Consider the following 13,776-nt stretch of genomic DNA (forward strand, 5'->3'; position numbering starts at 1 on the left):
GAAAACGGGACTGATCCGGCCCGCTCTCTTGTTGGATAAGCGGACGGGACCGCCAGCACGGTGGCCGTAGGCGAACCGGGAGAAGGAAACGTGTCTGATGGCCCGCTGATCGTCCAGTCGGACAAGACGCTGTTGCTCGAAGTCGAGCACGAGCGAGCCGACGAGTGCCGCAAGGCCATCGCGCCCTTCGCGGAGCTGGAGCGGGCGCCCGAGCACGTCCACACCTACCGCGTGACGCCGCTGGCGCTGTGGAACGCCCGGGCCGCCGGGCACGACGCCGAGCAGGTCGTCGACGCGCTGATCGAGTTCAGCCGCTACCCCGTGCCCCACGCGCTGCTCGTGGACATCGCCGAGACGATGTCCAGGTACGGCCGGCTCAGGCTGGAGAAGAGCGAGGACCACGGCCTGACGCTGACCAGCACCGACAAGGCCGTCCTCGAAGAGGTGCTGCGCGCCAGGAAGATCCAGCCGATGCTGGGCGAGCGCCTCGGCGAGGACTCGGTGGTCGTCCACCCGAGCGAGCGCGGCAACATCAAGCAGGCCCTGCTGAAGCTCGGCTGGCCGGCCGAGGACCTCGCGGGGTACGTCGACGGCGAGTACCACGAGATCACGCTGACCGAGGACGACTGGACGCTTCGCTCCTACCAGCGGGAGGCGGCGGACGCGTTCTGGCACGGCGGGTCGGGCGTGGTCGTGCTGCCCTGTGGCGCCGGCAAGACGATCGTGGGCGCGGCGGCGATGGCGCACGCCCAGGCGACGACGCTCATCCTGGTCACCAACACGGTCTCCGCCCACCAGTGGAAGCAGGAGCTGCTCAAGCGCACCTCGCTGACCGAGGACGAGATCGGCGAGTACACCGGGACCAAGAAGGAGATCAGGCCGGTCACCATCGCCACCTACCAGGTGATGACGACCCGGCGGCAGGGCGTCTACCGGCACCTTGAGCTCTTCGACGCGCGCGACTGGGGCCTGGTGATCTACGACGAGGTCCACCTGCTGCCCGCGCCGATCTTCCGGATGACCGCCGACCTCCAGGCCAGGAGGCGGGTCGGGCTCACCGCGACGCTCGTCCGCGAGGACGGCCGCGAGGGGGACGTGTTCTCCCTCATCGGCCCGAAGCGGTACGACGCGCCGTGGAAGGAGATGGAGAACCAGGGCTGGATCGCCCCCGCCGACTGCGTGGAGGTCCGGGTCACCCTCACCGACCAGGAGCGGCTGGCGTACGCGATGGCCGAGGCCGAGGACCGCTACCGGTTCTGCGCGACGACGCCGTCCAAGACCCGGGTCACCGAGACGCTGGTTCGGCGGCACGCCGGCGAACAGGTGCTGGTCATCGGGCAGTACATCGACCAGCTCGACGAGCTGGCCGAGCATCTCGACGCCCCGGTGATCAAGGGCGAGACGCGGGTGAAGGAGCGGGAGCGGCTGTACCAGGCCTTCCGCGAGAAGGAGATCCAGGTGCTGGTGGTCTCCAAGGTCGCGAACTTCTCGATCGACCTGCCGGAGGCGTCGGTCGCCATCCAGGTGTCGGGGACGTTCGGCTCGCGCCAGGAGGAGGCGCAGCGGCTCGGGCGCGTGCTCCGCCCGAAGGCGGACGGCGGCGGGGCGCGTTTCTATTCAGTCGTCAGCCGGGACACCGTCGACCAGGATTTCGCGGCGCACCGGCAACGCTTTCTCGCCGAACAAGGTTATGCCTATCAAATAATCGACGCGGACGACGTGCTCGCCAGCGAGTGAACTGATTCGCTGAGCGGCACGCCGTCCCCCCCCTGCACCCGTCCCCTGAAAACCTTTGTTCACAGGACGGGTATTCAGGTCCAGGAAAGACCTTCGGCCCTGTGCAATCGCCTCACCCCCTCGCTTGTTGGCCCCCACAGCGCCAACTGCGACGTACCCAATGTTCTAACCCGGCCACCGCGACTGTCATGCTTTATCGCGATTTTGGTATGTATTAACGGAACGTGTTGCCGGGGTCACCGGCCGACCAGCCCGCCGACGTAAAGCACCGCCAGGGCGATTAGCCAGGAGGCGGTGGCGATCCCGACGAGCACGAGCGACTTTTCCGGAAATCTGCGCATTACCGGTGGCAGCAGTCCCGCCGCCGTGCAGATGGCGGCCACGAACGCGAACAGCCCCGACATCGTGGAGACCATGGTCAGCCGTTCCATGCACGAGTCGGGCGACTCCCCTTTTCCACAGAACGCGGCCAGCCCCCATCCCGCGAAGACCGAGAACGTCCACAACCCGCCGAGGAGCAGATTGGCCACGGCGGGAATAACAGGCGAGACCCCCACCTGAGTACGTGTCATCACCCTCACGGCGTACCCAACGCTCAAGAGTCGGCAAACTCCGGACAAGCAATACATCGTACGGCCATCCGGGCGGGCCCGGGCCATCGAGCACGCCGGCGACCAGGCGTAACCATATAGGCTTGTTGGTTCGCTGCCTTTGTCCACCGCCCTCCGGCCCCCAAGGAGCCCTTCAGCATGCCCGGACACCAATTGGCCCCCGACATATCCGGCGACGACGACCCCTCTGACGTCCTGTCCGCCGAGCGGGCCCACCTCACCACCTCGCGCGCCGCGCTCCGGGCGATGCGCGAGCACGCTGGCTCGCTGTCGGCCGACGCCGCGGGCGACTGGGTGTCGCGCCAGGTCCTGCAAGGTCTGCTCGACCAGCGCGTGGCCGCGCTCGCCGACCACCCCGACACCCCGCTGTTCTTCGGCCGCCTCGACAGGACCGGCGACGACGATCTCCCCATGACCATCCACGTCGGGCGCCGCCACGTGCACGACGACAACAGCCGCGCCCTGGTGATCGACTGGCGTGCGCCGGTCTCCCGAGCCTTCTACCAGGCCCGCCCGTCCGACCCGATGAACGTGCGCCGCCGCCGGCGCTTCGGGTTCCACGGCGGCGAGCTGACCGCGTACGAGGACGAGCCGCTCGACCAGGGCGTGCCGCTCCGGGAGTCCAGGATCCTCACCGAGGAGATCGAGCGGCCGCGCACCGGCCCGATGCGCGACATCGTGGCCACCATCCAGCCCGACCAGGACGAGATCGTCCGCGCCGACCTCGGCCAGACCGTCTGCGTCCAGGGCGCGCCCGGCACGGGGAAGACCGCCGTCGGCCTGCACCGGGCCGCGTACCTGCTGTTCACGCACCGCGAGAAGCTGGCCAGGTCCGGTGTGATGATCGTCGGGCCGAACCGCGCCTTCCTGTCCTACATCTCCTCGGTGCTGCCCGCCCTTGGCGAGGTGAAGGTCGACCAGACCACCGTCGCCGGGCTCGTCGGCGACCACTCCGCGAGCGAGGACGCCACCGTCGCCACCATCAAGGGCGACGCCCGGATGGCGCCGGTCCTGCACCGCGCGCTGTGGATGCACATCAGCAAGCCCGAGGAGGGCCTGCTGATCACCCGTGGCGTCAACCGGTTCCGGGTCCCCGACCACGAGGTCCGCGAGATGGTCGCCTCCCTGCGCGGGACCACCCGGTACGGCCCCGGGCGCGCGGCGCTCGCCCAGCGGCTGGCGCACGCGGTCCTGGTCCGGATGGAACAGCGCGGCGAGTCGCCCGACGACCGCGTGCAGGACGCGGTGGCCCGCTCCAAGCCCGTCAAGCAGATCATCGACCAGGTGTGGCCGCGCGTGACCCCGGGGCAGGTGCTGTTCCGGCTGCTGTCCGACGCCGAGTTCCTCGCGCGCGCCGCCAAGGACGACCTGACGGCCGGGGAGCGCGAGACGCTGCTGTGGGCCAGGCCGCCACGGTCGTGGAAGTCGGCCAAGTGGTCCGCCGCCGACGCGGCCCTGCTGGACGAGCTGGCCGACCTCCTCGAGCGCACGCCCACGCTCGGGCACGTCGTCGTGGACGAGGCGCAGGACCTGTCGGCCATGCAGCTCCGCGCGCTCGGCCGGCGCTGCCGCACCGGCTCGGCCACCGTGCTCGGCGACCTCGCCCAGGGCACCACCCCGTGGTCGGCCCGGTCCTGGGAGGAGGTGCTCGGGCACCTCGGCTTCACCGACGGCGCGGTGACCGAGCTGACCCTCGGCTTCCGCGTCCCCCGGGAGGTGCTCGACTTCGCCGCCCGCCTGCTCCCGTCGGTGGCGCCCACCCTGGCGGCCCCCCGTTCCCTGCGCCCCGGCGCCGGCTCCCTGTCCGTACGGCGCACCGCCGACCTGGCCGAGGCCGTCACGGCGGCCGTGCGGGAGTACGCCGGGCACGAGGGCTCGATCGGCGTGATCGCGGCCGACGCCGCCGTCCCCGCGCTCGCGTCCTGCCTCGCGGCGGCCGGGGTCCCGCACGACGTGCTCGGACCCGACTCCTCTCCCGAGCAGCGGATCTCCCTCATCCCCGCCTCCCTGGCCAAGGGCCTGGAGTACGACCACGTCGTGGTCGCCGAGCCGGCGGACATCGTCGACGCCGAACCCCGCGGCCTGGCCCGTCTCTACGTCGTCCTGACCCGGGCCGTCACCTCCCTCACCGTCCTGCACGTCCGCGACCTGCCCCCGCATCTGAGCTGATCCGCACCGGGCGATCACGGCCCCGGTCACGGCGAGTCGTCGCGGAGATCGTCTTCCACTCATGTCCGGCGCCGAAGCGGTGGAAGGTGATAAAGAGATACCGGTGCCGCCCTACGGCGGCGGAACGGTGAACAATCGCCGCCACGGATGCGCGCGCCATTTAAACGCAATACCTAAATCGGAACAGTGATAATTTTCCGTTTTAAGCATCCTGACCTAGATTGGGCGATTTGCACATACCAGCAGGAGGGCAACTGTGCAGAGTCCGACGGTCAAGCGGCGTCAACTCTCCGCGACGCTTCGCCAGTTGAGAGAGAGAAGCGGTCTCACCTCCACCGAGGCCGCGAAACGTCTTGAGTGGACGGCCAGCAAACTCACCAGAATCGAACGCAACGAATGGAAGCTGCCCAACGTCCACGACATTCGCCTGCTCCTTGATATCTATGGCGTCACCGACCAGCGTCAGCGGGAAGCTCTCATCACCCTCGCCCGTGAGTCGCGCCGGCGGGGGTGGTGGGCGGATTACAAAGACGTGTTCCGCAGCAACCTGCCGGCCTTCGAGGCCGGGGCCTCGGTCATCAGGACCTACGAGGCGGTCCTGGTCCCCGGCCTGCTCCAGATACCGGAGTACACCGCGGCGGTCTTCCGGGGAAGCCAGGTCCTCGACGACGCCGTCGTCGGCCGGCACGTCGAGGCCAGGCGCGCCCGGCAGCAGATCCTCGACCGCGAGGACCCCCCCTCGCTCATGGCGCTTATCGACGAGGCCGCGCTTCTCAAGTTGATAGGCGGAAAGTCGGTGATGCGCGACCAGCTCGCCCATCTCATCACCATGGCGGTCCGGCCGAATATCACGATTCAAGTCGTCCCGAACACGGTCGGCGCGCATTCCGCGGTGACCGCCGGTCCCTTCGTCATTCTGGACTTCCCGGGCGACCCCAGTCTGGTGTACATGGCGACGGCGACCGACAGCCTCTGGCTGGAGCAACCAGAGGAGTATCAGCGGTATAGCCTGATTTTCAATCACGTGTCGACGTCGGCCCTTTCTCCCGAGGAGTCGGCCGCGTACATGACCACCCTGATGGATGGACAGACGAGGTAAACGAGAACCGTGGACTTACGCATGCTCACCTGGCACAAGAGCAGTCACAGCGGCACGGACGACAACTGCGTCGAGGTGGCCGGCCTTCGCGGCGGCCGTGTCGTACGGGACGGCAAGAACCCGAGCGGGCCGATGCTGCGCTGCAGCGAGAATGAGTGGCAGGAATTCATCGGCGGTGTCAAGGGCGATCGGCTCCGCTGAACCACGAGAAGACCGTTAAGGGTGGTCCTCGACACAGGCGCCCCGGCGTACCGGGGACCACCTCGCTCAACGATCAGGCGCGCTGAAAGCGGCCTGCAAGCGACGCGCCTTATCAATTGAGGTGTACGGTGCCGCCCCCTGACGGCGGCGCCCCTCCAGGGGGAGACTTCTCATGGATTCACCTGATGACCCCGTGCATTCGAAGAAACACGTTTTCGACTGGCGCCGCCCCCCGAAGTGGTTCAGCCTGCTGCTGATTCCCATCTACGGCATGGTGGCCGTCGACCTCGCGCGCGAGCGCGGCCCGGTGGTCGGCATCGCCGCGGGCGTCCTCTACGGCCTGTTGATCGTCGTAGGGCTGACCCTGAAGTGGTGGACGTCCTGGGCGCAGGTGCATCCGAGGCTGGACAGCCTCGTCATCGTCCCGCTGATCTTCGTCGCGCTCGCCTACCTCACCTCCCTGTCCCTGCTCACCTGCGGGATCATCACCGCCGCGATCTCCGTGCCCGTGCTGGCCGTCTCCGTGCTGACCCGGCGCCCGAGGACCGGCGCGGCCGAGGAACTCCCCGGCGGGTGACCCCACCGGGGAGCGGCCCCGCCGGAACCGGCCGCGGACCGGGCCGTGCCGTCAGTGGGCGGGGCGCCCGTAGTCGAGGGGAAGCGCCTGGAGCCGCTCCACCGGGATCTCCGAGAGGACCACGTACTTCTCCGAGCCGTCCGGCACCACGTCGTCGGGGTCGAAGAGCGCGGTGTAGGGGTCTGCGCCGCCGTGGGCGGCCATGTACGGCCGGGGGTCCTCGGCGTAGGTGACCAGCGCGCCCCCCTTGTCGGTCATGATCAGCCCGTACTCCTGCATCGCGCGGGCGATCGTGCGGGCGGCCGGGCTCGTCAGGGTGCGGACGTCGAAAGCGGGATCGAGCCGGAACCGCTGGCCCTCGCACGGGATGTCCTCGCCCTCGGCGAAGCCGTCGTTGCGGGTGGCCGGCCATGAGGTGCATCCGGCCCGGGTGCGGACCGTGACGATGTTGAGCGCGTGGTCGATGCGGCCCCGCCGCAGTTCCTCGATCCGGATGGTGAACGCCCCGAAGGGCAGGCCGGTGGCGGTAGCGCCCAGCGGGTTGTCGAAGATCCCCGGGTTCTTCGAGTAGTGCTCGATCTTCCCGCCCCAGCAGGCGGACCAGTGCCCGGCGGCGTCCTTCTCGGCGCGCCAGAAGTCCCAGTAGGTGTCGGTGGACGGCTGGTAGATCGTGACCGAGGCGTCGGTCCCCTGGGAGGCCAGCATGTCGGGCGGCGTGGGGACCGCGGCGAGACTGCCGGCGATCACCGGTCCCAGTTCCGGCATGTTCAGGCAGTCGGAGAAACTCCACCGCTGGGTCGGCGTCCGGCGGCCGACCTGGTAGATGGGCGTCGAGTAGGTGTCGGTGTTGACCGCCCACGAACCGTAGTTGTTCACCTTGTCGAGCTTGATGTTGTCCACGATGGCCTGCGAGTTGGGCGCGAGCGGCACGTTCCTCGGCAACCTGGTGTTCCACGGGCCGCGCGCGGAGAACCCGTTGACCGGATCGGGGTGCGGCCGGTGCGCGCCGGCCCTGCCGGGGCCGTCCGCCGTCGAGGGCGGCGGGACGACCAGGCCCCCGGCGAGGGCCATGGACGCGGCCGCCAGCACCGAAATCGCACGTCTCGCACTTGCGCGCATGTGAAAAGGCCTCTCCCTTGTCGCCGCGCCGGCACGGCCCCGACGGCCCGGTCGTACTAGACACTGGATCGGCGGGGGGACCGCGACAAGGACCCGGTGACCGGCGCGCACCCGACCTGGCACGGACGCTGAAACTTTCAGCCGCACCCACCACGGACGCCGGCCCCGCCCGCCACGAACGCCGGCCCGGCCGCCACGGACACCGGCCCCGCCCGCCGCCGGCGACACTCTCACCGTCTGGACGACCCGATATCCTGCTTTCCGATATATCCTGGCGTGTATGAGTTCCCGAGCGATGACGGAGCCCGCGTTCCTCGTGCTCACGGCACTGGTCGACCGGCCCCGGCACGGGTACGGCATCGTCCAGGAGGTCGAGAAGCTGTCGGAGGGCCGGATGCGGCTGAAGGTCGGCACCCTGTACGGCGTGCTCGACCGGCTGGCCGCCGACGAACTGGTCTCCCTCGACCGCGAAGAGGTGCTGCAAGGGCGGCTGCGCCGCTACTACCGGCTCACCGAGCACGGCGTGCGCGCCCTGGACGCAGAAGCGGCCCGGCTGGCCGAGAACGTCAGAAGCGCGCGCGACCGGCTGCGCGACCGGCACGCGGAGGGCACGGCATGAGTCTCCTGGAGGACCGTTACCGCCACGTGCTCCGGCTGTTGCCCGCCTCCTACCGCGCCGGGCGGGAGGAGGAGATGGTCAGCGCCTTCCTCGAAGGATCGGCGGACCTGTCGGACGAGGACGCTCCCCGCCCGCGCTGGTCGGAGATCGCCAGCGTGGCCGCCCTGTCGGTGCGGGTGCGCCTGGGCGGCACGGGGGCGGCCCCGAGGTTCCTCGCCTGGGGCGACGCGGTCCGCCTGGTGGCCGTGCTCGGGCTGGGCTTCTCCGCGACCCTGGGCTGCGTCTGGTTCGGCGCCTTCCTGGACCGGTACGGCCTGTTCGGCCCGCCGTCCGCCGGGCAGGCCGACCTCGGGCCCGGCGGGTCGGCGGGCCGGCTCTGGGACATCGCCCAGGGGTTCGCGAACCTGCTGTGGCTCGCCGCCTTCGCCGCGCTCGTCCGTGGCCGGCTCCGCGCGGCGAAGGCCCTGGTCCCGCTCGCTCTCGCCGCGACCTGCGCCGGCGTCCTTGGGCAGGTCGCCACCGACCGGGACGCGGCCCTGTCCGGCCTGGTCCTCCAGGGCGTCCTGCTCGCGGTCCCCGTGCTGGCGCTGGCGGCCGGGTTCCACCGCGACGCGCCGCGCACACGCCACCCCGCCTGGGTGGCCGCGCTCCCCGCCGCCACGGGCGTCCTGCTCTACGGGCTGCTGACCCTGCTCGGCGTCTGGTCGGCGGGGCCGGTCGCCGACCCCCGGGCCTGGTCGTGGGTCTGGCCGTGGCTGGACGAGCCGGGGCTGGCCTGCCTCGCGCTCCTCGCCGCGGGCGTGGCCTGCCTCCGCCGGCGGGAGCGGACCTTCGCCCTGCCGATGGCACTGGCGATCCTGACCGTGCCCGTGGCGCTCGCCCGGATCCTCCGGCTGGACCCGCGCGGCGCCGACCCGGCCACCCAGACCGTCGCGGCCGTGAACGCCGGCCAGATCATCGCGCTCGTGCTCTGCGGTGTCACCCTGGCCGTGCTGGCCGTGCGGGCGATGCCCGCGCGGGCACCCCTGGCCGAGGAGGGACCGCGCTGACCCGGCCTAGGATCGAGGCCATGAGAGAACCGGTCGGCCTGCGCGAGCGCAAGAAGCGGGAGACGCGGCTGCGCATCGCCGACGTGGCCATGGGCCTGTTCATGATCCGCGGTTTCGAGAGCGTGACCGTCGCCGAGGTCGCCAGGGCGGCGGACGTCTCGGTCAACACGGTCTTCAACTACTTCAAGACCAAGGAAGATCTGTTCCTCGACCGGATGGACGTCGTGGAGGACCTGCCGAGCCAGGTCGTCCGGGAACGGCGGCCGGGCGAGTCGGTCGTCGCCGCCCTGCGGCGCGACTTCCTCGACGCCCTCGACGAGCGGCACTGGCGCATCGGGCTCAACGAGGGCGTGGACGTCTTCACCCGCCTGATCAACGAGAGCCCGTCGCTGGTCGCCAGGGTGCGCGAGATGGCCGAGCGCCGGGAGGAGCTCCTGGCGCGGACCCTTGCGGAGGACGCGGACGCCGACCCGGACGACATGACCCCCTGGCTGGTCGCCGCCCAGATCTGCGCGGTCACCCGCCGGCTGACGGACCACGCGGTGCGCCGCAAGATGGCGGGCGAGCCCCTGGACCGGATCGCCGCCGACCTGCGCGTCCAGGCCGAGCTCGCGTTCGGCATGCTGGAGGGGGGCATCGGCGGCTACGGCACCCGCCGGCCACCCCCCTCCGCCTCCCGCTGAGCCTCGCTCAGCGCGGCCGGATCCCCTACGCGGGGCTGCCGAGCCAGGTGAGCAGGGCCTTCTCCAGCGACCCGAGATCGACCTCACCGGCCGCGCCCGGAACGCCCGTGCCGCCCGTACCGTCCTGGGCCTCGCCGCCGTCCAGGATGTCGCCGTCGCCCAGGGTCCCGCCGGCGGCCCAGGCGATGAATCCGTCGGGCCTGACGAACAGGCCCGACAGCTCCGGCCGGTCCGGGCAGCCGAGCGTGAGCGTCTTGAGGCGGTCCTCGTACCCGGCGGCCACCTCGCGTGCCGCGCCGGCCGGGTCGAGCAGGACGGCCAGGCCGTCCTGGAGGTGCTCGGCCAGCTTGGACCCGTCGGCGAGCTCCAGGTCCGGCACGCTGGCGCCGGTCAGCGGGTGCCCGCCGCCGAGCTCGTAACGCTGCCAGACGCCGGAGATCCTCTTGGCGAAGTACGTGGTGCCGGTGACGGTCTCGATCAGATCGTTGACCACGCTCCGGAGCGCACGCGCGCGCGGGTCCGGGCGCATCAGCGCGATCTGGGCACGGGTCCAGTCGAGCACCCAGGCGCCGATCGGGTGCCGCTCGGTGGTGTAGGTGTCCAGCAGCCCCTCGGGCGCCCAGCCGCGCACGGTGGCGGCGAGCTTCCAGCCGAGGTTCACGGCGTCCCCGATGCCGAGGTTCAGGCCCTGCCCGCCGAAGGGCGAGTGGACGTGCGCGGCGTCCCCGGCCAGCAGCACGCGGCCGATCCGGTAGGTGGCAGCTTGGCGGGCGTTGTCGGTGAACCGGGTGGCGCTCCTGATCCCGGTGACGGTCACGTCGACGCCCGTGACGTACCGGATGGACTCCTGCAGCTCGTCGTTGGAGACGGGGGTGTCGCGGTCGGCGCGCGGGCCGGTGAACCGCACGGTGAGGATCCGGCCGGGCACCGGGCCGTGCGCGTACACGCCGGTGGGGGTGGCCCGCCACCCCGGGAGCAGGTCCTGCGAGCCCTCCATCTCGGCGATGGCCTGGTAGGCGGTGATCTCCGGCTCGGTGCCGGGGAACTCGAAGCCGGTCAGCTTCCTGACCACGCTCCGGCCCCCGTCGCAGCCGGCCAGCCACCGGCCGCGGACCATCCCCTCACTGGTGGTGACGGTGACCCCGTCGGCGTCGGCGTCGAGGCCGGTGACCTCGACCCCCCGGCGCACCTCGACACCAAGCTTCCCGGCGCGCTCGGCGAGCATGGTCTCGACCTGCTGCTGGCTGACCAGGCCGATCGCGTCGGCCGGGCCGTGGCCGGTGAGGTCGGGGTCGGCCGCGTCCAGCCGATCGCCGCTCAGCATGATCCCGGCGAAGTGCCCGGCGAACCTCGGCGGCGTCTTCGGCGCCTTGGGCGGCCCCGCCGGAGCCCCCTGGGACCCCTCCCGCCCCGAGGGACCCTCCGCCGCCCCGGGCGCCGAGGCGGCGCCCTGGCGCTGGCGCATGAAGGCGGCGAACTGCTCCAGGTTGAGCTTCTGGGCCTCCTCCAGCGCGGGCAGCAGACCGCGCCGGTACAGCGCCTCCACGCTGGGCGTGGTCAGCGCCCCGGCCTTGATGGTGGGGTCGATCTCGGTCAGGCGTTCCAGCACCACGACCGAGACCCCGTGGATCGCCAGCTCACAGGCCAGCATCAGGCCCACGGGGCCGCCCCCGGCCACCACCACGTCAGCGTCGTACGACATGTCGTCCTCCCGTTGAAATCTACCCTCGATAAAAAGTTACTCTAACAGTACTTTTCTACCAACTGTATAGTGCTCTCGTGAGCACCGAACTCGGGTTGCGCGAACGGAAGAAGCGGCAGACCCGGCAGCTGATCTCCGACGTGGCCTCGGGGCTGTTCATGCTGCGCGGGTTCGACAACGTCACGGTGGCCGACGTGGCCGAGGCGGCGAACGTGTCGACCAAGACGGTGTTCAACTACTTTCCGCGCAAGGAGGACCTGTTCCTCGACCGGATCCCCGAGGCCGTCGAGCTGGTCACCCAGGCCGTACGCGGGCGGCGCGAGGGCGAGGAGCCGCTGGCGGCGCTGCGCCGGCTCTTCCTGGACCTGCTGCGGGACGGTCACCCGCTGGGCGGGATCGGCGACGGCTACGAGATCTTCTGGCAGGTCATCCTGGACTCGCCGGCGCTCCAGGCGCGGGCCAGGGAATGGGTGCAGGAGATGGAGGACCGGCTGGCCGAGCTGCTGGCGGAGGCGAAGGGGACCGGCCCCGGGGACCCGGGGGCCCGGATGGCGGCGGCCATGATCGTGACGGTCTACCGCACGGCCTACGTCATCACCGCACGCAGGATCCTGGCCGGCGAGAGCGGCGCCGGCCTCGTCCAGGACCACATGGCCCTGCTGGACCGCTCCTTCGCCGCCCTGGAACTCGCCCTGACGGCCCTGTGAGCCCTACGGGAACGCCAAAGGGCCACCCCCGGTGGATCCGGGGATGACCCTTTCGGTGACTCGCGAGCCGGAGGCTCAGAAGTCCATGTCGCCGCCGCCGGGCATGGCGGGAGCGGCAGGGTTCTTCTCGGGCTTCTCGGCGATGACCGCCTCGGTCGTGAGGAACAGGGCCGCGATGGACGCGGCGTTCTGCAGAGCCGAACGCGTCACCTTGGCGGGGTCGATGATCCCCGCCTCGAGCATGTTGACGTACTCGCCGGTCGCGGCGTTGAGGCCGACGCCCAGTTCGAGGTTGCGAACACGCTCGACCACGACGCCGCCTTCGAGGCCGGCGTTCACGGCGATCTGCTTCAGCGGCTCCTCGAGCGCCTTGCGCACGATCGCGGCACCGGTGGCCTCGTCGCCGAAGAGCTCCAGCTTGTCGAACGCCTTGGCGCCCGCCTGCAGCAGAGCCACACCACCGCCGGGGACGATGCCCTCCTCGACGGCCGCCTTCGCGTTGCGAACGGCGTCCTCGATGCGGTGCTTGCGCTCCTTGAGCTCGACCTCGGTCGCCGCGCCGGCCTTGATGACGGCGACGCCGCCGGCCAGCTTGGCGAGGCGCTCCTGGAGCTTCTCGCGGTCGTAGTCGGAGTCGGTGTTCTCGATCTCGGCGCGGATCTGGTTGACCCGGCCGGAGATCTGCTCGGGGTCACCGGCACCGTCGACGATCGTCGTCTCGTCCTTGGTGATGATGACCTGGCGCGCCCGGCCCAGAAGGTCGAGCGTGGCGGTCTCGAGCTTGAGGCCCACGTCCTCGCTGATGACCTGACCACCGGTGAGGTAGGCGATGTCGCCCAGCATGGCCTTGCGGCGGTCGCCGAAGCCCGGGGCCTTGACGGCCACGGACTTGAACAGGCCGCGGATCTTGTTGACGACCAGGGTGGCCAGGGCCTCGCCCTCGACGTCCTCAGCGATGATCACGAGCGGCTTGCCGGACTGCACGACCTTGTCGAGCAGCGGAAGCAGGTCCTTGTTCGCCGACACCTTGGAGTTGACGATCAGGATGTAGGCGTCGTCGAGGACGGCCTCCATCCGCTCCGGGTCGGTCACGAAGTAACCGGAGATGTAACCCTTGTCGAAGCGCATGCCCTCGGTGAGTTCGAGCTCCAGCCCGAAGGCGTTGCTCTCCTCGACCGTGATGACGCCTTCCTTGCCGACCTTGTCCATGGCCTCGGCGATCATCTCGCCGATCTGGGTGTCGCCGGCGGAGATGGAGGCGGTCGAAGCGATCTGCTCCTTGGTCTCCACGTCCTTCGCAATCTTCGAGAGCTCCTCGCTGACGCGCTCGACGGCGGCCTCGATGCCCTTCTTCAAAGACATCGGGTTGGCGCCGGCGGCCACGTTGCGCAGGCCCTCGCGTACCAGCGCCTGGGCCAGCACGGTCGCGGTGGTGGTGCCGTCACCCGCGACGTCATCGGTCTTCTTCGCGACCTCCTTGACGAGCTCGGCCCCGATCTTCTC

13 protein-coding genes are annotated in these 13,776 nt (G+C 70.5%); 9 read left to right on the forward strand and 4 right to left on the reverse strand.

Annotated features, from left to right (window positions below; all coding sequences use genetic code 11):
* Positions 1-90: 90 nt before the first annotated feature.
* Positions 91-1,737, forward strand: coding sequence for a DNA repair helicase XPB (locus tag NYZ98_RS33910; RefSeq protein ID WP_262847909.1), 1,647 nt, complete (start codon positions 91-93; stop codon positions 1,735-1,737).
* A 236-nt stretch (positions 1,738-1,973) separates the two neighbouring features.
* Here the strand turns inward: NYZ98_RS33910 and NYZ98_RS33915 are convergent, their stop codons facing one another.
* Positions 1,974-2,267 carry a hypothetical protein gene (locus NYZ98_RS33915; protein ID WP_262847912.1) on the reverse strand — a complete coding sequence of 98 codons (294 nt, stop codon included), beginning with the start codon at positions 2,265-2,267 and terminating at the stop codon, positions 1,974-1,976.
* Positions 2,268-2,486: 219 nt separating this feature from the next.
* Here NYZ98_RS33915 and NYZ98_RS33920 point away from each other — a divergent pair, with 219 nt between their 5' ends.
* From NYZ98_RS33920 to NYZ98_RS33935, 4 genes are all read left to right on the forward strand, one after another.
* Positions 2,487-4,517 (forward strand): HelD family protein, encoded by a 2,031-nt coding sequence (locus NYZ98_RS33920; RefSeq protein ID WP_262847914.1) that lies wholly within the window; start codon positions 2,487-2,489, stop codon positions 4,515-4,517.
* A gap of 256 nt (positions 4,518-4,773) precedes the next feature.
* A complete protein-coding gene (locus NYZ98_RS33925; protein ID WP_262847916.1) occupies positions 4,774-5,616 on the forward strand; it encodes a helix-turn-helix domain-containing protein in 843 nt (280 codons plus the stop codon).
* 9 nt (positions 5,617-5,625) lie between these two features.
* Entirely contained in the window at positions 5,626-5,817 is a 192-nt protein-coding gene (locus NYZ98_RS33930; RefSeq protein ID WP_262847918.1) for a DUF397 domain-containing protein, read from the forward strand.
* A 172-nt stretch (positions 5,818-5,989) separates the two neighbouring features.
* Complete coding sequence (locus NYZ98_RS33935; protein ID WP_262847920.1) at positions 5,990-6,394, forward strand: hypothetical protein; 405 nt, start codon at positions 5,990-5,992, stop codon at positions 6,392-6,394.
* Positions 6,395-6,445: 51 nt separating this feature from the next.
* On the opposite strand, the gene NYZ98_RS33940 is transcribed toward NYZ98_RS33935, so the two are convergent.
* On the reverse strand, positions 6,446-7,513 hold the full coding sequence (locus NYZ98_RS33940; RefSeq protein WP_262847922.1) for a hypothetical protein: 1,068 nt from the start codon (positions 7,511-7,513) through the stop codon (positions 6,446-6,448).
* 280 nt (positions 7,514-7,793) lie between these two features.
* On the opposite strand from NYZ98_RS33940, the gene NYZ98_RS33945 reads away from it, so the two are divergent.
* The 3 genes from NYZ98_RS33945 to NYZ98_RS33955 are packed head-to-tail and all read left to right on the forward strand — an operon-like array spanning position 7,794 to position 9,864.
* Positions 7,794-8,132 carry a PadR family transcriptional regulator gene (locus tag NYZ98_RS33945; protein WP_262847924.1) on the forward strand — a complete coding sequence of 113 codons (339 nt, stop codon included), beginning with the start codon at positions 7,794-7,796 and terminating at the stop codon, positions 8,130-8,132.
* Positions 8,129-9,181, forward strand: a complete 1,053-nt coding sequence (locus NYZ98_RS33950) for a hypothetical protein (protein WP_262847926.1) — start codon at positions 8,129-8,131, stop codon at positions 9,179-9,181. The genes NYZ98_RS33945 and NYZ98_RS33950 overlap by 4 nt, the downstream gene beginning before the upstream one ends.
* Before the next feature lie 20 nt (positions 9,182-9,201).
* Positions 9,202-9,864 carry a TetR/AcrR family transcriptional regulator gene (locus NYZ98_RS33955; protein WP_262847928.1) on the forward strand — a complete coding sequence of 221 codons (663 nt, stop codon included), beginning with the start codon at positions 9,202-9,204 and terminating at the stop codon, positions 9,862-9,864.
* 25 nt (positions 9,865-9,889) lie between these two features.
* Here the strand turns inward: NYZ98_RS33955 and NYZ98_RS33960 are convergent, their stop codons facing one another.
* On the reverse strand, positions 9,890-11,566 hold the full coding sequence (locus tag NYZ98_RS33960) for an FAD-dependent oxidoreductase (RefSeq protein ID WP_262847930.1): 1,677 nt from the start codon (positions 11,564-11,566) through the stop codon (positions 9,890-9,892).
* 77 nt (positions 11,567-11,643) lie between these two features.
* Here NYZ98_RS33960 and NYZ98_RS33965 point away from each other — a divergent pair, with 77 nt between their 5' ends.
* Positions 11,644-12,273, forward strand: a complete 630-nt coding sequence (locus NYZ98_RS33965) for a TetR/AcrR family transcriptional regulator (protein WP_262847932.1) — start codon at positions 11,644-11,646, stop codon at positions 12,271-12,273.
* 75 nt (positions 12,274-12,348) lie between these two features.
* Here the strand turns inward: NYZ98_RS33965 and groL are convergent.
* On the reverse strand, positions 12,349-13,776 hold a 1,428-nt coding region (gene groL, locus NYZ98_RS33970), incomplete at its 5' end, for a chaperonin GroEL (RefSeq protein WP_262847935.1).

Source organism: Sphaerisporangium corydalis (genome assembly GCF_025506355.1).
GTDB lineage: Bacteria > Actinomycetota > Actinomycetes > Streptosporangiales > Streptosporangiaceae > Sphaerisporangium > Sphaerisporangium corydalis.